General features: G+C 58.3%; 21 protein-coding genes. 14 read left to right on the plus strand and 7 right to left on the minus strand.

Going from position 1 to position 19,807, the window contains the following annotated elements; all coding sequences use genetic code 11:
• Positions 1 to 3 precede the first annotated feature (3 nt).
• From DK261_RS18095 to DK261_RS18120, 6 genes are read left to right on the plus strand one after another with little or no spacing between them, the layout of a single operon-like run.
• Positions 4 to 417: a TIGR03750 family conjugal transfer protein gene (locus DK261_RS18095; protein ID WP_081360912.1), complete on the plus strand. Its 414-nt coding sequence runs from the start codon at positions 4 to 6 to the stop codon at positions 415 to 417.
• The gene (locus DK261_RS18100) at positions 414 to 1,055 is read left to right on the plus strand and encodes a PFL_4703 family integrating conjugative element protein (RefSeq protein WP_081360910.1); all 642 of its coding nucleotides are present in this window, start codon (positions 414 to 416) and stop codon (positions 1,053 to 1,055) included. The genes DK261_RS18095 and DK261_RS18100 overlap by 4 nt, the downstream gene beginning before the upstream one ends.
• The gene (locus DK261_RS18105; protein ID WP_081360909.1) at positions 1,052 to 1,864 is read left to right on the plus strand and encodes a TIGR03749 family integrating conjugative element protein; all 813 of its coding nucleotides are present in this window, start codon (positions 1,052 to 1,054) and stop codon (positions 1,862 to 1,864) included. The genes DK261_RS18100 and DK261_RS18105 overlap by 4 nt, the downstream gene beginning before the upstream one ends.
• Positions 1,854 to 3,371: a TIGR03752 family integrating conjugative element protein gene (locus DK261_RS18110; RefSeq protein WP_110176109.1), complete on the plus strand. Its 1,518-nt coding sequence runs from the start codon at positions 1,854 to 1,856 to the stop codon at positions 3,369 to 3,371. The genes DK261_RS18105 and DK261_RS18110 overlap by 11 nt, the downstream gene beginning before the upstream one ends.
• A complete protein-coding gene (locus DK261_RS18115; protein ID WP_081360906.1) occupies positions 3,334 to 3,750 on the plus strand; it encodes a TIGR03751 family conjugal transfer lipoprotein in 417 nt (138 codons plus the stop codon). Before DK261_RS18110 ends, DK261_RS18115 begins: the two co-directional genes overlap by 38 nt.
• Positions 3,750 to 6,503, plus strand: coding sequence for a conjugative transfer ATPase (locus tag DK261_RS18120; protein ID WP_081360904.1), 2,754 nt, complete (start codon positions 3,750 to 3,752; stop codon positions 6,501 to 6,503). The genes DK261_RS18115 and DK261_RS18120 overlap by 1 nt, the downstream gene beginning before the upstream one ends.
• Positions 6,504 to 6,544: 41 nt before the next feature.
• Here the strand turns inward: DK261_RS18120 and DK261_RS18125 are convergent, their stop codons facing one another.
• The gene (locus DK261_RS18125) at positions 6,545 to 6,802 is read right to left on the minus strand and encodes a LasR-specific antiactivator QslA (protein WP_081360903.1); all 258 of its coding nucleotides are present in this window, start codon (positions 6,800 to 6,802) and stop codon (positions 6,545 to 6,547) included.
• Positions 6,803 to 6,971: 169 nt separating this feature from the next.
• Between DK261_RS18125 and DK261_RS18130 the strand changes: the two genes are divergently transcribed.
• From DK261_RS18130 to DK261_RS18150, 5 genes are all read left to right on the plus strand, one after another.
• Positions 6,972 to 7,226, plus strand: a complete 255-nt coding sequence (locus tag DK261_RS18130; protein WP_044269235.1) for a helix-turn-helix domain-containing protein — start codon at positions 6,972 to 6,974, stop codon at positions 7,224 to 7,226.
• 117 nt (positions 7,227 to 7,343) lie between these two features.
• Positions 7,344 to 8,300, plus strand: coding sequence for a TIGR03756 family integrating conjugative element protein (locus tag DK261_RS18135; RefSeq protein WP_081360901.1), 957 nt, complete (start codon positions 7,344 to 7,346; stop codon positions 8,298 to 8,300).
• Entirely contained in the window at positions 8,297 to 9,679 is a 1,383-nt protein-coding gene (locus tag DK261_RS18140) for an integrating conjugative element protein (RefSeq protein ID WP_081360900.1), read from the plus strand. Before DK261_RS18135 ends, DK261_RS18140 begins: the two co-directional genes overlap by 4 nt.
• A gap of 3 nt (positions 9,680 to 9,682) precedes the next feature.
• Positions 9,683 to 9,991 carry a hypothetical protein gene (locus DK261_RS18145; protein WP_081360898.1) on the plus strand — a complete coding sequence of 103 codons (309 nt, stop codon included), beginning with the start codon at positions 9,683 to 9,685 and terminating at the stop codon, positions 9,989 to 9,991.
• A 10-nt stretch (positions 9,992 to 10,001) separates the two neighbouring features.
• On the plus strand, positions 10,002 to 11,546 hold the full coding sequence (locus DK261_RS18150) for a conjugal transfer protein TraG N-terminal domain-containing protein (protein ID WP_081360897.1): 1,545 nt from the start codon (positions 10,002 to 10,004) through the stop codon (positions 11,544 to 11,546).
• A 10-nt stretch (positions 11,547 to 11,556) separates the two neighbouring features.
• Here the strand turns inward: DK261_RS18150 and DK261_RS18155 are convergent, their stop codons facing one another.
• Complete coding sequence (locus DK261_RS18155; protein ID WP_081360895.1) at positions 11,557 to 11,940, minus strand: DUF3742 family protein; 384 nt, start codon at positions 11,938 to 11,940, stop codon at positions 11,557 to 11,559.
• A gap of 455 nt (positions 11,941 to 12,395) precedes the next feature.
• On the opposite strand from DK261_RS18155, the gene DK261_RS18160 reads away from it, so the two are divergent.
• Both DK261_RS18160 and DK261_RS18165 read left to right on the plus strand, forming a co-directional pair.
• The gene (locus DK261_RS18160) at positions 12,396 to 12,725 is read left to right on the plus strand and encodes a hypothetical protein (protein ID WP_081360894.1); all 330 of its coding nucleotides are present in this window, start codon (positions 12,396 to 12,398) and stop codon (positions 12,723 to 12,725) included.
• A gap of 132 nt (positions 12,726 to 12,857) precedes the next feature.
• Positions 12,858 to 13,805: an ArdC family protein gene (locus DK261_RS18165; protein WP_081360892.1), complete on the plus strand. Its 948-nt coding sequence runs from the start codon at positions 12,858 to 12,860 to the stop codon at positions 13,803 to 13,805.
• Positions 13,806 to 13,941: 136 nt separating this feature from the next.
• Here the strand turns inward: DK261_RS18165 and DK261_RS18170 are convergent, their stop codons facing one another.
• A complete protein-coding gene (locus DK261_RS18170; protein ID WP_020300924.1) occupies positions 13,942 to 14,136 on the minus strand; it encodes a hypothetical protein in 195 nt (64 codons plus the stop codon).
• Between the two features lie 223 nt (positions 14,137 to 14,359).
• On the opposite strand from DK261_RS18170, the gene mobH reads away from it, so the two are divergent.
• Positions 14,360 to 16,084: a MobH family relaxase gene (gene mobH, locus DK261_RS18175; RefSeq protein ID WP_081360891.1), complete on the plus strand. Its 1,725-nt coding sequence runs from the start codon at positions 14,360 to 14,362 to the stop codon at positions 16,082 to 16,084.
• Between the two features lie 91 nt (positions 16,085 to 16,175).
• On the opposite strand, the gene DK261_RS18180 is transcribed toward mobH, so the two are convergent.
• The 4 genes from DK261_RS18180 to DK261_RS33560 all read right to left on the minus strand — a co-directional run bounded on the left by DK261_RS18180 (position 16,176) and on the right by DK261_RS33560 (position 19,086).
• On the minus strand, positions 16,176 to 16,427 hold the full coding sequence (locus DK261_RS18180) for a hypothetical protein (RefSeq protein ID WP_081360889.1): 252 nt from the start codon (positions 16,425 to 16,427) through the stop codon (positions 16,176 to 16,178).
• A 550-nt stretch (positions 16,428 to 16,977) separates the two neighbouring features.
• Complete coding sequence (locus DK261_RS18185) at positions 16,978 to 17,616, minus strand: hypothetical protein (protein WP_232000884.1); 639 nt, start codon at positions 17,614 to 17,616, stop codon at positions 16,978 to 16,980.
• Between the two features lie 46 nt (positions 17,617 to 17,662).
• Positions 17,663 to 18,616 (minus strand): hypothetical protein, encoded by a 954-nt coding sequence (locus DK261_RS18190; protein ID WP_081363195.1) that lies wholly within the window; start codon positions 18,614 to 18,616, stop codon positions 17,663 to 17,665.
• Positions 18,617 to 18,630: 14 nt separating this feature from the next.
• Complete coding sequence (locus DK261_RS33560) at positions 18,631 to 19,086, minus strand: hypothetical protein (protein ID WP_232000883.1); 456 nt, start codon at positions 19,084 to 19,086, stop codon at positions 18,631 to 18,633.
• Positions 19,087 to 19,807 lie beyond the last annotated feature (721 nt).

The raw sequence follows: 19,807 nt of genomic DNA on the forward strand, positions 1-19,807 counted from the left end.
GACATGAACCACACTATCGAACGCCTTGCCGACGATACCTTGGTCTTTCTGCCGGAGCGACTCAATCGCGATCCTGCCGTATTGCGTGGTTTAACCAATGATGAGATGTGGGTAGCGCTGGGCACCGGCGCCGTCATTGGCCTGCTGCTCGGCGTTCCGCTGGCAATCGCCGCCACGTCCATTGCCGTGGCGCCGACCAGCATGATCGCAGGTATGGCGGTGGTGCTCTTTGCCGGTGGCACACTACTGCGTCGGGCCAAACGTGCTCGGCCCGAGACCTGGTTGTACCGCAAGCTCGAATGGATACTCGCCAGCCGTTGGCGTCTGAGTCGCGGGAGTTTGATCCTCCACTCCGGCGCCTGGACAGTTCGCCGTTCGCGTCGACTGCGCCCTGCCCTGTCTCGGTGGCAGCCATGAGCCGATTTCGAAACAAGGTGGATGCCCAGCAGGCGCACATCTTCAGCCTGCGTCTGGCGGTAATGATCCTCGCCCTGGCCTGTGCCGGACTCTGGTATGGCTGGCGCTCGGCGCCGACCAATCTGACCGTGCATGTACCGCCAGATCTGCGCTCGGGCAGCACTCGCAAGTGGTGGGATATTCCCTCAGAGAATGTCTATGCCTTCGCCCTGTACATCTTTGGCCAGCTCAACCGCTGGCCCTCAGACGGCGAGCAGGACTATCGCCGCGCCATCTATGGCTTGCAGTCCTACCTGACACCCGCCTGCAAGGCCTTCCTTGACGGCGACTACGAGTACCGCAAGGCCGCCGGCGAACTGCGTCAGCGGGTGCGTGGCGTCTACGAAATTCTCGGCCGAGGCTACAGCGAAGATCCAGAGCTCAGGGTCAAGCAACTCGACCGCGACAGCTGGCTGGTCACGCTCGACCTCAACGCCGATGAGTATTACGCCGCCGAACCGGTGAAACGGGTGGTGGTGCGTTATCCATTGCGCGTGGTGCGTTTTGATCTGGACCCCGAACGCAATAAGTGGGGGCTGGCACTGGACTGCTATCAGGGCACGCCGCAAAAAATCTCCCTGCCTGGAGGTGAGCCATGAAGCGGATGTCTACCCTGGGACTCACCGTCGCACTGATGCTATGGGGAGCTGCAGTGCAGGCCGTCGAACTGATGCACTGGGAACGCCTCCCCCTCGCGGTCCCACTGGTGATCAATCAGGAGCGGGTGGTCTTTGTCGATGAGGATGTTCGAGTCGGCGTGCCCTCAACCCTGTCGGGCAAGCTGCGCGTTCAATCAACCGGCGGCACGCTGTACCTGCGCGCGTCGGAAGCCATTGCACCGACCCGACTGCAACTGCAATCGGTCACGACGGGCGAGATTATCCTCCTGGATATCGCGGCCACGCCCGGCGATCAACCGCTGGAGCCCGTGCGTATTCTCAAGAATGTTTCGGTGCAAGCTACCGAGGCTGAATCTAGCACCGTCCCTGTTCCAGAGCGTACGCCGATCCCGGTCGCTTTGACGCGCTATGCCGCGCAAAGCCTGTACGCGCCGCTACGCACCGTAGAATCCCTACCCGGCGTTCACCGCGTCCCGCTCAAGCTGCGCACCGAACTGCCGACCCTGCTACCGACCGAACACGTGTCCAGCACACCCATCGCCGCCTGGCGACTCGGTGATTATTGGGTGACGGCGGTGAAGTTGCGCAATCGTGGTCCAGAGACGGTACAACTCGATCCTCGTCGGCTTCAGGCCAAGCTGTTCGGCGCGGCCTTCCAGCATGCGTTCCTCGGGCCTGTCGGCAGCGCTGAAGACACCACGGTTGCCTACCTCGTCACCCGCGGTGCCGGCCTCGAAAATGCCGTACTGCCGCCGCCCGTAGCGCGGGGTGCTGACGATGAAAGCTAACGCCTTGCTCAAATGGCTGGTACCAGCTGCGCTGCTGGCCGTGGTGATGATCATCCTGAAAACCTGGGTCGCGGGTAGCAGCGCGCCCGCTCCAGAGAGCTCGGTTGATCAGGGCAACCTTCAGTTATCCGCCGAGCAAGCCAAGTCGCTCGGCATTGCTGGCGATACTCCACGCGACACGGTCGCCACCCTGGTCGGCCAAGTGAAGGCCATGCGCAGCGACATGCTCGGTCTGAAGAAACACAACGATTCGCTGCAGACGGAGAACAACCGTCTGCGCGAGCGGGAAAACAGTGTCGATTCGCGCATCCAGACGGCGCTTGGCAATGTGACCCAGCAAGTTGATGAAGGCCGCCGGCAAGCCAATGAGGCCCGACTCAAAGCGGAACAAGACAGTCGCCAGGCTCGCGGCCTGCTGACGCAATTGCAGGAACAACTGTCGGGGCTGACCGGCAAAGGCAAGGATATGCCAATCGGATTAGGGCTTGAGCCGGGCGATGGGGCTCAGTTCCAAGGGCAGCATTCTGCCAATGATGCACTGCAGTGGATTGAACCTTCGGACGCTCTACCCACCGACGCCCGTGGCAAAACCCAGACAGCCTCCGCACTGAGTCTGCCTACCGCCTTCAACTCACAGGAAGGCTTGAAAGATAACGCGATTGATCGTAGCCAAAAACAGCTACGCGCAGCCACCCAGGGTGAGCGTGACCTGACGCGATACGTCAACCGAACCGACGGGGCAAAAGCAGTCTATACGATCCCCGAAAACGCAACGTTGATGGGCTCAGTCGCCATGACCGCTCTGATCGGCCGAGTCCCCGTTGACGGCACCGTGAATGATCCCTATCCCTTCAAGGTGCTGGTCGGTCCCGAGAACCTGACGGCCAACGGCATCGACCTGCCGGACGTCGCGGGGGCAGTGATGAGCGGCACGGCATCCGGTGACTGGACCCTTTCTTGCGTGCGCGGACAGGTCGAGTCGATCACCTTTGTGTTTACCGACGGCACCATCCGCACGGTGCCCCAGCCGAAGGCGGTAGCAAGCCGTAATGCTTCCACGACCCAGAGCTCAAACACTGGCAAGATCCGCGGCGGACTCGGTTACCTCTCCGATCCATATGGCATTCCTTGCATTGCCGGCGAGCGGCGCTCGAACGCCCAACAGTACCTCGGCAGCCAGAGCCTAATCACTGCGGCTGGCGCCGGTGTCGCCGCCTTGCTCGGGGATGAGCGGAACAACAGCAGCGTGATCAGTTCGGGCGGCAGTACGCTCGGGGTCACCAGCAGCAGTGGCAATAGCGCACTGAACTCCATTCTCAGTGGTGGGGTCAGCGACATCCGCGAGTGGGTCAATAAACTGTATGGCGAAGCCTTTGCTGCTGTGTACGTGCCACCGGCAGCACAGGTCGCGCTGCACCTCGACCATGAGATCACCATCGACTACGAGCCCAAGGGCCGGAGCGTTCGCCATGAAAAAGACCATGCCTCTCTGCCTGACCTGGATTAGCGTGCTCTGCTGGGTTCTGGCGGGGTGTTCCACCGACAAGGACACGCTGCTGCCCCATGGCGAGCAAACCATGCTGGACATCTGGAACGGCGCCGGTTCGCAAGGCACTCAGCAGCAACTGCTGGAGGCTCGACAGCAGTTACGCCGCCCGTTGGCTCAAGCAGATTTCTCCGTTGGTCTCCAGGAACCGTACACGCGCACAGCGGCGAACGAGATCCACAACCTGTTCCCGCGCCTGCCCAATCCCGATCTGGTGCTGTACGTGTACCCACATTTGAGTGGGACAGAGCAGGCACCGGTTCCGGGTTACTCGACCGTCTTTCCGTTCTACCAACGGGTGCAGTACGCATTGCCGGGTGAACGTCAGGAAGACTTGTAGTGCGTAGCGGCGACTCGGGGAACCGCACTTCTGCATGGAAAGCCTGGCGCAACCCATTGCGCCCTCGCGCCACCTTGGCCGATGAAGCTGCACTCTATGCGCACAACCCCAGCTTCACCGATCACCTGCCTTGGGTCGAGTACCTCGACACCGAGCAGTGTTTTCTGCTCGATGACAATCACTCTGTGGGAGCGGTGTTCGAGTTGCTGCCGTTCGGCACCGAAGGGCGCGAACCCGATTGGTTGATGGCGGCCCGCGATGCCCTCGAGGATGCCCTGCAGGACAGCTTTGACGAGCTGGATCAAGCGCCTTGGGTGGCGCAGTTTTTCTGCCAGGATGACAACGACTTCTCCCCCTACCTCAATCGGCTCACTGGCTATATTCAGGACAGCGCGCGAGGCACCGTCTTCACCGAGGCGTATTTGCAACTCAGCCGCCGTCATCTGCAGGCCATCGCCAAGCCGGGTGGGCTGTTTGAGGACAAGGCAGTCACACGCCTGCCCTGGCGCGGCAACAACCGCCGGGTGCGCCTGGTGGTCTATCGCTGGCTCGGGTCTGACGCTGAGGAGACGGGACTCAGCCCGGTGCAAGCCCTGCAACAGGCTTGCGAACGTATCGGTGCTTCGTTGCAGGCGTGCGGGGTGCAATCGACACGAGTCGATGGCCGAGGCCTATATGCCTGGTTAGTGCCCTGGTTCAATCCAGCCCCCACGCTCACCGATGAGGCGCCCGAGGATTTCTACCGCCGCGTGGCCTATCCGGAGTCGGGCGACGGTGAGTCGCTGGAACTGCCCTTCGACCATGACTTCGCCGAGCGGCTATTTTTCAATGAGCCGCGCTCGGATGTTCAACACGGATTCTGGTTTTTCGACGATCAGCCACACCGGGTGATGGTGGTGGACAAGCTACGGCGGGCGCCACTGATTGGCCAACTCACTGGCGAAACCCGCAAGGGCGATGCGGTGAATGCGCTGTTCGACCAGTTACCCGAAGGCACGGTGATGAGCCTGACCCTGGTGGTCAAACCGCAGGATGTACTCGAAGATCAGTTGAACCGCCTGGCGCGAAAAGCCATCGGTGAAAACCTGGCCTCGACCCAGACCCGCCAGGATGTCGAAGAGGCTCGCGCAATCATCGGCCGCCAGCACAAGCTGTACCGCGGCACCCTGGCGTTCTACGTGCGCGGTCACGATGAACAGCAACTGCACCAGCGCTCAGTCAGCCTGGCTAACGCACTACTGGGTGCGGGCCTACAACCGGTACGCGAAGGCGATGAAGTCGCCGCCTGCAACAGTTACCTGCGTTGGTTACCAATGGCTTACAACCCGGCTCGCGATATGCGCAACTGGTACACGCGCCTGATGTTCGCCCAGCACCTGGCGAATCTGGTTCCCGTGTGGGGCCGCAGTACGGGCACCGGCCACCCGGGGATCACCCTATTCAATCGTGGCGGCTCGCCGTTGAGTTTTGATCCGTTGTCACGTCTGGACCGGGCCATGAACGGTCATCTGCTGCTGTTCGGTCCCACCGGTGCCGGCAAGTCGGCCACCCTGGTCACCCTGCTGATGCAGGTCATGGCCGTGTACCGCCCTCGCCTGTTTATCGTCGAGGCCGGCAACTCATTCGGCTTGCAGGGAGATTACTTCGCGACACAAGGTCTCTCAGTCAACAAGGTTCAATTGAAACCTGGCGCCTCGGTCAGTCTCGCCCCCTTTGCCGATGCTTGGCGCCTGATCGAGCAGCCGGATCAGGTAGCGAGTCTGTCGATCGATGAGCTGGACGATGAGGTGGTAACCAGTCGCGAAGACCAGCGCGATGTTCTCGGCGAACTGGAAATCACCGCCCGCCTGATGATCACCGGCGGCGAGGCCAAGGAAGAGGCGCGCCTGAGTCGAGCCGATCGCAGCTTGATCCGCGAGTGCATTCTCGATGCGGCGCAAACGTGTGTCGCGGCGGGCCGCCAGGTACTGACCCGGAACGTGCGCGACGCATTGCTGCGCGTCGCCGCTGACACACACTTGCCGGAGAAGCGTCGCGAGCGTGCCCAGGAAATGGGTGAGTCCATCGACCTGTTTTGCCAGGGTTTCGAAGGTGAACTGTTCGATCGCGAGGGCACGCCTTGGCCCGAGAGCGATGTGACCATTGTCGACCTGGCCACCTATGCTCGCGAAGGCTACGAAGCCCAGATGTCCGTCAGCTACATCAGCCTGATGAACACCGTGAACAACCTTGCCGAGCGCGACCAGTACCTGGGTCGACCGATCATCATGGTCACCGACGAGGGCCATATCATCACCAAGAACCCGCTGCTGGCGCCATTCGTGGTCAAGGGCACGAAGATGTGGCGCAAGCTCGGTGCCTGGTTCTGGCTCGCCACACAGAACCTGTCCGACTTCCCCACGGCCGCGCAGACCATGCTCAACATGATCGAATGGTGGATTTGTTTGAACATGCCGCCCGCGGAAATCGAAGAAATCGCAAGGTTCAAGAAACTCACGCCGGCACAGAAAGCCTTGTTGCTCTCCGCCAGCAAGGAGCCGGGAAAATACACTGAGGGGGTCGTGCTGTCGAAGAAGCTCGAAACGCTGTTTCGGGCCGTGCCGCCAAGTCTTTATCTCGCCCTGGCCATGACGGAGCCCGAGGAAAAAGCCGAGCGCTGGACACTGATGCAGGAGAACGGCTGCTCTGAACTAGAAGCGGCGTATCGGGTAGCTGAACGGATCGATAGAGCGCGAGGCATAGAACCCGCATAGGGAAATCTATTCGAGTATCGCGCTCTAAAGCGAGCGACCGGTTATTGCGATGCGCCTCGAAGCCGCTGCTGAATCCTCAACAAGAATCCGGCTTCAAAAGCATCTTGGCAGTCACCGATAGGAAAGGTCTTGCGTGTTTGCGCCAGTTCCCACCACAGGGGAATCTCACCGGGCGTATCAAGCCAAGCCTGGGCGCATTGCACGCCACGTTCGATCATCGGAGCAAATTCGTTGCCCCAAGGGATCAGAAGACTTGGGCAACCATCCGCCGCAGGAATTGAAATGTAGTTTTCGTCCATACACACCCTAGAGTTCTGATTTTATTGTTAGACGCTGGACCCAGCCTGGACATCATAACGAAACCAAATGAACGCTCGATAACAGACATGAGCATCAAATGGCCTAGATCAATACCAATGTAGACTATATCCCGTGGATTGAGAGTCCCTCAAGGCGCAATTTGCGCGCATGACTCAAGACTACGAACAGCTGCGTCTGCAACTGGCGGAAAACATCCGCTTGATGCGACGTATAAAGAACCTTACCCAAGAGCAGTTGGCGCTCATGGCCGAGGTCGATCGTACCTACGTCAGTCAAATCGAACGATGCACGGGCAACCCGTCGCTGATGGTCCTGTGCAAGCTCGCCAATATCCTTGAGGTTACGACGGATCAGCTACTCACCGAGCCAGACGCCCTTCGCCGTGTGCTGGACATCGAATAGCCACCTCGTCGCCCTGAAAATCCTTGTAAACCGACAACGTCAGCTTCAGCTTTATCACTGACGGTGTAGGTTCAATCATTGAACGTGTCCAGGCCATTAGCCCAAAGAGCCTGGATCATGCCTGTCGTATGCCCATCAATTGCGCCCCAAAAGCTACGACCTTTGGCGCTAAGTCTCCTGCTGGCGTGCGGGCCAAGCGTGGCGCTGGATACCGGCAGCATCACGTCCTCTGTGCTTTCACCCAATTGTCTCGCCTACAGGGTCGTCGGCATTTGTTTCTGGCTCCTCTGCACGCCCTTCGGCTGCAAGGTCAAAACCTCGACCAAGGTGCGTCATTTCATTCCTGAGCTGGTGGTCTCGAGCTACGCCACCACCGGCAACAACCCCTGGACCGAGATGGCCCCCTTCTCCTCTCCCATCAGCGGTGCGGAAGGTGGCGGCAACCTGATCACGCCGAACACCCAGCGCAACAACCTGCCCCGTTTCAAGAACGCCGATGGCATCGGCCACCCCGGTGGCTGGGCCGCCACGCAACTGGCTTCGCAATCCGGCTACGCCTGCGCCAGCGGTGCAACTGCGTTCATGCCCTACTACCTGAGTACCCTGGACTCACTGGCCTGGCGTCATGGCATCCCGGAAGGTCTTTACCCCGAGTCGCTCATGCCGGGGATCCGTGAAATCGGACGTCAGGCTTCTGGAAACATGTGGGGCAACGTTTATCCCCGGCAGGGCTTTCTGGTGCAGCCTGACGACTACAAGGCGGCCGCAGTCATGGCGCAACGGGTCGGCGATGTGATTACCCGCAACTGGCAGCCGCATGTGTACTTACCACTCACGCCCGCCAAACGCGACGGCTACTGGCCGCCTGGCCCGATCGTTGAGAACGACGCTTCGACTCACAAATGGCAATTGCTCTCCCCCCAGGTTCAGCCGACGTGCGCCATCTTCCCCAGCGATCCGGTACAGAGCGCGGATGGCGGCTACGCCTGGTCGCTGTGGCGGCCCTATAGCTGCTGCAAACGTGAGGGACAGACCTTCCTGTTCAGCATCGACTTCGAAGGCGGTGCGTCATGAGTCGGCTTCTCGCACGACCCCGGTTGGGCGCGATGAGTCTGTTGCTCTGTGGAATGTTGACCATTACCACCCATGTCCGTGCCACCGAGGACGATTATCGCCTGGGCACCCAGGGCGAGGTGCTCGACGACCGGGTGATGTACACCGTTGGTGGCGGCTCGGCAGTCGGCTCACCGAGTTCGCTCTACCGACCCAGTGGTCTCGGTGTCGGCGGGTCATGGCGAGCGAACATGATGTGCGGCAACATGAGCCTCACCAACACCCTGCAAAACCAGCTGAACGGCGTCACCGAAGGTTTCCAGCAGATCATGGGCAGCATCGTGCAAAACGCGACCCAAGCGGTGATGTCGCTGCCGGCGTTGATCATTCAGCGCGCCAACCCCGGTCTCTATGAGTTGCTCAGTAACGGCGTGATGCAGGGGCGAATCGACTTCGATCGTTCCAAACTGACCTGCCAGGCCATGGCCGAGAAGATGGCGGACAAGGTCGGTCAGGCCGGCTGGGGCGCGCTGGCCAAGAACCAGGAGATGCAAGGCAATCTGGAGCAAACCGGCGGTGATGCAGTGGCTGCGGTGAAAAACACCGAGGCCCGTAACGGCAACAATGGAGTGTCCTGGGTCGGCGGTTCGAAGGCCGGAGGTAATGGGCAGACACCCATTCGAGTGACCGCCGACGTGGTGCGCGCGGGCTATAACCTGCTGCATAACCGGACGGTGGATGACAGTGCCTCGATCAGCAGCAGTGATTGCCTGGGTGGGGCTATTTGCCAGACTTGGGCTTCGCCCCAGGAGGAATCCGAATGGGCCGTTCGCGTGTTGGGCGAGAGCGAAGTCTCGACCTGCGACACCTGCGAAACCCTGCGTGCGACCGCCGGCAGCGGGCTGACGCCGCTGATCCAGGAGGCCTACAGCGAACGCCTCAAGGCTCTGCAAGGGTTGCTGTCGGGTTCACTGCCGCCCACCCCTGACAACCTGGCGAAAGCCTCAAGCCCAATACTGCCAGTGACCCGTGGCGTGATCGAAGCCTTGCGCGACGATCCCGACCAGGATCTGCTGGCGCGACGCCTGGCCAGCGAGACGGCCCTGTCCAGCGTACTCGATAAGGCGCTCCTGCTACTGCGCACCCTGCTGGCAGGCAGTCACGAACCGAACATCGCTTCAGCCGAGCCGGCCCAGACCGCCTTGACGAAAAATATCGACGCCCTGGAGCGCGAAATACGTCTGCTACAAACCGAGCTGCAGGTCCGGCAGATGCTCGCCACCAATACCGCCAGCCTGGTGCTCGATCGACATGCCGGTGGTGCCGGTGCTTCGCGTACCGTCGAGCAAGGTGACCCCGAGCCCGGTCGACTCAAAGATGCTGACGCCAGGCGCAAGTGAGCCATGAAACGCTCACCGCTATTCACTTTGCTTTCGAGTCTGGGGATTGCCGCAGTGATGATCCTGGCCGCCGCACTGGTAGGGTGGATCGGCCGCACTGCGCTGGGCAGCTTCGAGGCCTGGCAGCAGGCATTCGAATCCGTAGGGCCCTATCTGCGGTGGTGGCGAGCCCTACTCTACGCCGCCCTCTTTGCGCTTTGGTGCGACCTGCTTCGGCGCTACCGACATCGACTCCAGGATCGACTGCGCGTGAAACGCATTGGGACATTAGGGCTCGTGCTCTTGACCGTCGTCGAGTTCACCCGACTGTGAGGCCACCACCATGCTCATGAGCACCAACAGCCACCTCGAGTTTTACCTCTCTCTGCTGGCTTGGATCATCAACAACGGTCTCTGGAGTGTATTGTCCGATACTGGGCTGTTCGCCGCCCCCTTCGGCGCGATCATCTTGCAAGAATGGTTGTCTGCCCGTCAGCAAGGCGCGGATGAAGGCAACAAGGGACTGCTCTCGGTGCCGCGGATCGAGAACCGGTTGTGGCTGGCCTACATCGTCGTGTTGTTCGGTTGCGCCCCGGTCTTTCCGTTGAGCCTCGCCTCAATGACGTTCGATGATGCGGCGAGTCAGCGCTGCGGCGTAAGTGTGGCCAAGCCAGCGGAAACCGCCTGGGGGACCACCTTCAATACCATCGGCGAACGCTCCGCCAATGTGCCGATCTGGTGGTTTCTGGTGCATGCCTTGAGCAAAGGGGTCACCGCGGCGGCTACCGCCTCCATCCCTTGCGCACCAGATATCCGACAAATGCGCATGGAGATCGACAGTTCGCGCATCGACAGCCAGGTACTGCTGCAGGAAGTCGCCGACTTCACTCGCGACTGCTATGGCTTTTCCCGTTCTCGGTTGTTTACCAATCGCCCGCAACTGGACAAGGTACAAAGTCACGACGCGTCCTGGATCGGTTCAAGCTATTTTCTCGACACGCCCGGCTACTACGATACAGATCGTTCACGCACACCGCGAGTCAGTTGGCCGTATGACGACAACCGCGATGTTTCCTTACCGCGGCTGGAGAATGGCGCGGGCTACCCCACCTGCAAACAGTGGTGGAGCGATAGCGGTGTCGGGTTGCGCGAGCGCTTGATCGAGCAGGTCGATCCTTCGCTGCTGACTCAGTTGAAAGGTTGGTTGACTGGCCGTTCGAGCAACGAGATCGAGGATGCCACCCTGCGTGAGCTGGTCAGTCCGCGCCAGCAATCGATGTCCATGTCGCCCGGACAGGTGTACCAGGACTATGGCTCCAGTGCTCGCGGCGGCTCGATCAACCAGGGGCTCAATAACCTAGCCACCAATACCGGATTGGCACTGGGCTCCTTCAGCAACTTCCCGGCAATGAATGCGCTACGCGCCGCCCTGCCGATGGTGCAGGCCTTCCTCATCATGGGCGTCATCATTAGCTTGCCGCTGATCCTGCTGGTCAGTACCTACCAGCTGAAGACCGTCATGACGGTGACGTTCGCGCTGTTCACGCTGCACATGTTGAGCTTCTGGTGGGAGCTCGCCCGCTGGGTCGACTCCAGCATGCTCGATACCTTGTACAACCAGGTTTCGGCGTCCAATCAGGTGCTGTTGTCGCTGCCCACATCCGGGTTTATGGATGGGACTGTCACCGCGCAGGTGATCGAGTACGTTATGGGGGCGATGTTCATCGTCCTGCCGATGGTTTTTCTAGCCACCATGAGTTGGGCCGGATATAGCGTAGGTTCCATAGCAGAAGGCATGTTAGGAAAAGGGACACTCAGTGCACAAAATGCGGGTTCGAAAGGTACTGATGCTCTGATCTCTGCAGGTACTTCAATCAGAAAAAGCTAACGACAACCCACTAATGCTCGTCCAGGTCAGGCTGTCCCGGTGCACGATTGAGTTCGTACTCTCCATAAGGATCGCCGAATGCCTGAGCCCCGTAAAAGTCCTTTGAGGCGTTGGGGCGGCGATGGACGATTACCCAATACAAACCCATTAGAGTCATCAACGACAGGAACAGCCAAAAACTTACAAAAAGCAACGCTCCCACCATAGTGAACTTAGCGATCAGAAAGCTTCCGCGAACGAGTAAATTACCCGCAGGCACACCTGCCACAATCGCGCGCTCAGCTAAACGGGTCTCGAATGCTTTCAGTATGCGATACCCACGCTTTATCGACATGCCGCAGGTATATGCCCAGCGGTGGGCACGTGAATTCTGAACAGGGTTCTGCGTCGGCATGGTCTCGCCCTCTTCTGAGCGTTTTCATGGTTGAGACAGGAGTAACAGCCTACTACTGAAAACTGTCCGTGCCTGACCGTTTATCAGTTTGCCCAGCCGAAAAATCTTCACTGGAAGACAGAAGACAAGCCCCGTGAAACAGCTTCTCTCCAGTGATTGACCCAGATAAATCGTCCGGCTAAATACAAGGTACGGATCGCTGTTATCGACAGCACCTGCCCAGGTAGCCAGAACCTTCAAGGCTACGTCACTTCGATGATGGTTCTCCCCAAGTGCGATTAGCGTTCGGTGGCTCGCACGGTGACCGTTGCTACGGTGATGAACGCCTACTGCTCTCCTGAGCGCCTTTCGAGCGCTGCTCGTGAGATAAGCCCTCTTGATTTTCTTCAACCCACTGCGGGGAAATCTTTCCCCGCACAGGACAGGTTTCTTCGCGCTTTCAACGGAGGCACACCATGTCCGACTCACTGACACCGGAAACACTGAACACCCTTCGGTTGCCCATCGTGTTCACCCCTGGCGCGTGGCAACGCGCAGTACTGCTCGAGCAATCCGATCACGCTGAGAAGCTGCAGGTCGATCGGTTGAGCCACGTATTGCGCGCAGCCTTCGAAGCCCACCTGGCCACTCCACACGAGCCCTATGTACTGTTCGAGGTAATCCACATTGAACCAACCGATCACTTAGACCACGACCCGTTGCTGCAATTGAGTCTGAGCCTACTCCAAGAACCCGGTCATCCTGCCGCCTTGCTGATAGCGCTTGCAGGAGAACACCAGCGCTAAGCGCAATGGGCGGCGCCCACCTCCACATTCGGACGGCATGCAAGACCTGCATCAATCCAATCAATCACCCAACCGGGGAACCCTCCCCCGACGGGCAAGGCGTTCCTCCGTTTTTCTCTCGAGGAAATTGCCATGCGCGATATCTACCAAGACGTGACAGACAAGATCGTTACCGCGTTAGACCAAGGCGTTGCTCCCTGGATCAAACCCTGGTCCTCAAGTGGCTCCGCTTACATCGGTCATCAACCCTACCCCATCAACGCCATCACGCGACGTCCGTATTCGGGCATCAATTTACCGCTGCTCTGGGCCGAGGCCAGGTTGCAGGGGTTCACTCAAGATCGTTGGCTGACCTTCAACCAAGCCAAAAAGACCGGTGGGCACATCCGTAAGGGTGAGCACAGCACTCTGGCGGTGCTCTACAAGCCGATGGAGCGCGAGGAACAGACCGAGTCAGGCCAACCCGTACTCGATGAAAACGGTCAGCCTAAGGTCGATCATTTTGGCATTCTCAGGACACATTTTCTGTTCAACATCGAGCAAACGGAGGGGCTCGAAATGCTCAATGAAACCCTGCTCGAGACGGAACAGAGTGATCCCTTCCAGCCCAACAGCGTTGCGGAAAATCTGCTGTTAAGTTCAGGTGCACGCATCGTTCATCGGCCTGCCGACGAAGCCTTTTACCACCCGATCAGGGATCTCATCCAACTGCCGACAAAAGCACAATTTCACGATGAAGGCGGGTACTACGCCACCGCACTGCACGAGCTGACGCACTGGACCGGGCATCACGCTCGGTTGCAGCGCCAAGGCATGACGTCAGCCTGTCCGTTCGGCTCGCCAGGCTACGCGTTTGAGGAGTTGATCGCCGAGATGGGCGCTGCTTTTTTATGTGCCTACGCCGGTATACAGGGCGAGCTGCGCCACGAGGGCTACATCGACTCCTGGCTCGGCCTGCTCAAGGCAGACAAACGCGCGATCTTTCGCGCCAGTGGTCAGGCCCGAAGCGCCTCGGAGTATGTACTCAACCTGGAGCAGATGGTAATGGATGACTCACGATGCATGAACGATGGAGTTTGATCGTTACCTCACCGCTGCAATCGCATCACAGGGCCCAACGCGAGTTAGGCCCTTTTTTCTGTACTCAGAAAAAAGGGCCATGCCGCGGGGCTCTGATGCAAAGGGTCAGGGATGGGTGCACACCCGCAGCATGCCGTTACGTATCCAGGTTCTGCGCCAGAAAATCCACCAGTTCGAGCGGACTTCGGCTGTCGATCACCTTGTAGATCAGATCGCGTTTACTGCGCGGCAACTTCTTGACCACGCTCTTCGCCGATGCCCTGACGGCTTCGTCGGTCCCATGGATACGTGCTGCGAGCAACAACACGAGCGTGGCGTCAGTGAGATTCATGGCAAGACCCAAAAAATAGGCACCGCAGTGTACCGACTCTTGTCTTTTCCGTACTAGCCCCCCAACAAAACGATGCCTAGCAGTATCCATATTCCGATTGCCGCACAAAGGGACACCAGCCAAAAGGACGGGTAAGGGTTGGAAGGGAATGGGGACTCAAGGGTAAGAGCCCTATCCGAAAAGGCTAAAAGGCCACTGACTCAGCCACTTCCCGGAGGTCACGATGCTCAGTCTGTTTCGCCCCAAAAGGCAGAAGCCCCCTCCGCCACCGACCGTGAGCATCGCCGAAGGCTACCTACCGATCGAGTCGGCCCACAGCTTGTTAGCCGCGGAGCACCGCCGCCAGTTACTCGATCGCATCTGGCAGTACACCGCCCTCTCCCACGCCCAATTCACCCAGCTCTATTTAAATCCGATCCATCGTTACGCCGAACAGGTCCAGCAACTGCCCGCCAGCGAGACTCACCATCATGCGTATCTCGGCGGCATGCTCGACCATGGCCTAGAACTGGTAGCCTGCAGTCTGAAACTGCGCCAATCCTATCTGCTGCCCACCGGTGCCGCACCCGAGGACCAAGCCGCCCAGACCGATGCCTGGTCCGCCGGCATCGCTTATGGTGCCCTGCTGCATGACATCGGCAAGATCGCCGTGGACCTGCTGGTCGAACGCCAGGATGGCCGTGTTTGGCATCCTTGGCAGGGCTCCCTCGATCAGCCCTACCGTTTTCGCTACCTCAAAGGCCGCGACTACCACCTGCACGGCGCCGCCGCCGGCTTGCTCTACACCCAAATTCTCGACCGACCTATCTTGGACTGGCTGAGTGGATTTCCATCGCTGTGGGCCAGCCTGCTGTATGTCCTGGCCGGCCAATACGAACGTGCCGGCGTGCTCGGCGAGTTGGTGATTCAAGCCGACCGTGTTTCCACCGCACAGAACATCGGTGGCAACCCAAGCAAGGCGCTGCAAGCGCCGATTCATTCGTTGCAACATCACTTGATCAGTGGGCTGCGTCATCTGGTTCAGCACGAGCTGAAACTCAACCAGCCAGGTGCCGCAGCATGGCTGACCCAGGACGCACTGTGGCTCGTCAGCAAAACGGTCACCGACAAGTTGCGAGCCTACTTGCTGTCGCAATCGATCGAAGGTATTCCCTCGTCCAATATCGCCGTGTTCGACGAACTGCAGTCGCATGGGTTAGTCGAGTCTACCCCGGAAGGCAAAGCCATCTGGACCGGTCTCGTGACACAGGGAAACTGGCAGCAGACCTTTACCTTTCTGCGCCTTCAACCGGCGTTGATCTGGGGGAACGAAGACCGGCCTGAGGCTTTCAGCGGAACGGTGAGCATTGCGGCCGATGACCACCCGACTGACGTTCCGGTACCACCACCTGCGCCCGAGACAGTCAGTACAAGATCAACTCAAAGCCCATCGCAGCCCGAGCCACTGGCGATGGAAGATGCCGACTACCTCGGCACGTTGTTGGATATGTTCGAGCTGGAAGAGCCTGAGGTCAGCGACACATCGTCAGCAGGCATCCTCGAAATCTCAAATCCCTCATCGGACAACCCTGGTCAAGCATTCCTGAATTGGCTCAAGGAAGGCATCCTCAGCCATAAGCTGATCATCAATGACAGCAAAGCCAAAATCCACACGGTGTGTGGCAGCGTATTTCTGGTCACACCTGGCCTCTTCCAACGCTACGCGCAGGAGTTTCCTGGTATCTCACAGGGTACAGATCAAGGTATTGAAGAATGGCGTTGGGTGCAGAAGCAGTTCGAGAAACTGAAGGTCCACAGGAAGCAAAGTAACGGTCTGAATATCTGGGCATGCCAAGTGCGAGGTCCTAGGAAGAAAACCATCTTGAAGGGGTACCTGATATCTGAGCCGAAACTATTTTTCGAATTGATACCCCCCGATAATCCTTTTCTTAAAATCGAAACAAATTAAATTTCCGGGGTGCTCCATTGGTCGGAGGTTGAGGGACTACCAAACGGTTCGACGATTCTGTGGAAATGCCATCCAATGGCAATATCGTGGATCAGGAGAGGTTCACTTCTGCCTTTTGATGACTCAAATGCCCCTTTCGCACTTGATCCCCTAGTGCATCGAGGCTTTCTTCATCCTTGCGCAGAACCGTGATCATTCGTTGCAAGGCTTGGGCATCGGGATCATTGCCTGAGTGACTCAGCCTTTCGGCAATACGGGCGAGTTCTACCGCTGACCACTTCAGGTCGGCAGCAATCCCACTCAGCTGCCGTTTAAGCTGCTGATCTTCCATGCTGAGCTCCATTTATACTTACCCTCCTCAAATCTTCTGCTTCAAGCGCACAGACTGCGGAAAAAACATCCCCCTGACAAGTCGGGAATTCCTGCTGTGATGACTGCTTCCTCACGATGGAGCTTGAAGCAACCTACCTCCTTTCGGTATGTCGAAACTCCTCAGTACCCCTGTGCGAATCGCAGAGCGCGGCATGCGCGAAATCGATTTGCGCTTGCGAGGGTTGTTTGGCGCACTGCGCCCCCCTCGAACCGTAGCTTCTGGACTTCAGGTCAAGTCTCCACTGAAGTGGAACCTTGCCGAGGGCTTATCATGAACCTGAGCTAATTCCCGCGGACTCAACGCCTGGAGCCAATGTCGGCAAGGTCACTTGCCTTGTCGGGCCTTGATTCTGTTGGCCAGCCTACGTGTCGCATTGAGCCCTCCGAGCGTCACCGCGGAGAATCCCTCGATACATGTCATTAAAATGTATGTGGTCGGCATCTAGGAGCAGCTGTTCTGCCCCTCCGTCGGTATGCACATCGGCCCCATTGAGACAAGGATGCTCAAGAGCTTCCCTTGCTCACGAAAAGCACATGATCAGGGGATTGATCGCCTCAGGCTTGGACAAGCGGATGCCCTGCTCCACCAGCCAAGTCCCGACCGGCCACACCACCTGGATAACCATCAGCAGTGTGAAGCCCAGGAATGCCCTCAAGAGATATTCATGAGTCATCTTGATCCCAGTGATTTTTCTGTTCACGAGTGGGTAGTTACAGAGGACGGCTATTGATAGCTGTTTGGCGAGAGCCGCTTTGGGGCTGTCTTTTTTCCAGCTCGCGGCGATTTCACCAGGCCCAAGCTGAGTAAACCCAGCTACCTTTAACGTGCTGAATGCCCATGCGCCGGCGCGCAGCAAATACGCAACTGCCCAGGCGAAGACGAAGAGCCCTGTGAAGCCAAGTACCTTACTCAACTTGTCATTCCAAAGGCTTGGCAGCAGGGAGACCAAGACAGGAATAAGTGCCGTGATCGCGGCAAGGTAAATGCCGGCTTTGGCATCAGCACCCTTTCGCCGATCAACCTCAGCATCGAAAAGGCGGCGAGATTCATCAAGCGCAACCTCGCTGTCCTTCGCCCAATTCCCCTGCCTTACCGATGTCCCGATGCTACGCATCCATTCATCATCAGCAGCTTTTTGTGCTGGAGACAGATCGACCACAACCGGCCATGTCCACCGTATTACCCGGTTCAACCGCCCCCACCCATCAGCCATGGGAAATACCGACAAGGTTGTCCACAATAGCGGAAGCGATTGGGTACCCGGTTAGATTCTCAATCCATGCCCATTGGCCGTTCGGGTTGATTTCTAGGAACCACAGTTTGCCTTGTCGGTCGCAGATCAAATCGATTGCCCCGTAGCGCAGTCCTAGACTCGAGACGAGCTCCAGACATTGCCGTTCGATCTCGGCAGGTAGATTGATTTTCTCGTGCCGTAAATCCGGTCTGCTTCCTTGGCGCCAGTCGACTTCGGTCTCGCTGTGTTCCTGCGACCAGATCGCTGTGGCGAAGAGGCGCTCGCCTACTACGGTGACCCTGACGTCATATTTTTTCACGACCTCGGCCTGGACAATGAAAGGTGCCAATGCCATCGCTTTTGCCTGACCGTCGTCCAAGGTACCAAGGCGCTTGGTGAAGATGACGCGTTCGCGTTCACCAGCCAAAACGGCCTGACGCAACGGCTTGCTAATGGCTTGACCAACCCGGGTAATCTGACGCGCTGATCCAATGTCGTTGGTGATAACCACGGCCGGCACGTTAAAGCCAATCTCGTGAGCCATCAACAGCTGAAGCGGCTTGTCCTCGGCGATGAAAATCTTGGCAGGAGAATTCAGCCAACAGGCATCCAGACGCGTATAGAGACTCTTTAGAAAGCTGCTCCATTCGGCTTCAATGTAGGCTCGCTCTCCCGGATCGACCACCTCATCAGGCACGATGGGTGCGCCAGGCCGACGGAAGTAGGCGCCCGTCACTTGGTCACCGCGGATGGTTTTGCCATCCAGCGTAATTGACCATGCGGTGCGAGGATGACTATCCATGGTGCACAAGGATTGTGGGAGCAACTCCGTGTTCACGCGAAAGTATGGAATGTTACGACGACGCAACTCGGCGACAATGTAGTCCATCGTGATATCACGACGGTTGGTAACCAATAACAGCATGAGCGTCTCCACCATTAGCCTTCGTAGTACCGGGTATCCAGTCCGAAAGTGGGATCGCCATTGTCGTCGTGCTCCAATTGGACATTGGTCTTGGTGATCAACTCAAGGATATGAGTGGCTTCGCAGCGGTCGTCGCGCTCGGTAGTCGAATCGGTCTTGGTCACGAGCTGAAGGAGATGGTTTGCTTCCCGAGTGTGCTCGTCATCGCTTTCAACGTTTTGGGCAGTCTTCGTCATCAGTTCCAATTGCCAGGTAGCCTCATCATCCTGCTCAGCATTTACCTTCGTCTTGGTGAGGAGCTCGCTCAACGCCCCTTGAGCGATGATGGGCTTTACGCCCTCCGCGGTATCGACAACCCACATGTCAAGGGCAGTGGAGTAGTAGCCTGGGACCTCATCCTCACCAGTTCGCGTCGTAGCCCCACCCGCCAGAAAAGGCGAGGACGGCAACGTCTTTACCATTGCACCCATACGTCGAACCTCCGTTGACCTGTCGCAACAGCGCGGCGGGCAGCTGACAGTACCATTAGGCCATCATGACGGTAAATGCGAACGATCGGGGGTAGTGGCTGCCTACCTAAAAACAGAAGCATTTACACCCCACGATCAAGTCACACCTGGGGTACTGAAACGGGCCGTGCAGATCGGACGGTAAGTTGCGTCTCGGGCGAGGAAGTCACTGTACGGAACAACCTGCTGCATCTTCGAGCCATCTCGAAGGCGCAAGGTTTCCAAAAACTTCAGCTTGATGACGCCCTAGAAGGAAGAGAAACATCAAATAGGATCGCAGCCAAAGCGGCGAGAACAAACGCTACCGAGATCCAAAATAGGCCGGACGCTTGCCTTCCCATCCCATCTCTCCCTCAAGTAGTTTCATGGGGCACGTTAACTTGCCGCCAGAGCCAAAGTGGCGATCGTCCCCTCCCCACGCATGCCTCTTAAGCGTTTCCACTTGGTGTTGTTAGGGTCCGCGTCTAGAACGCGAATGTCTTGGAGGAGATATCCAATTTGAGTGCCGCTCAAGCCACGTTCCGTATCAGCGAGAACACGACATGCAGCTTCTAAGTGCTGCGAACTAAAAGGTGGGATGCGGGTACTCAAAACCAATCTCCATCGGTAAACACTAGAGTGCCGCTCGAGCACCTGGGAAAATAGCCCATAGGCCAATGTGTCGAATGAGAGAGCGCACGAG

It is taken from the genome of Pseudomonas sp. RW409, from assembly GCF_003184125.1.
In the GTDB taxonomy this organism is placed as follows: Bacteria; Pseudomonadota; Gammaproteobacteria; order Pseudomonadales; family Pseudomonadaceae; genus Aquipseudomonas; species Aquipseudomonas chlororaphis_I.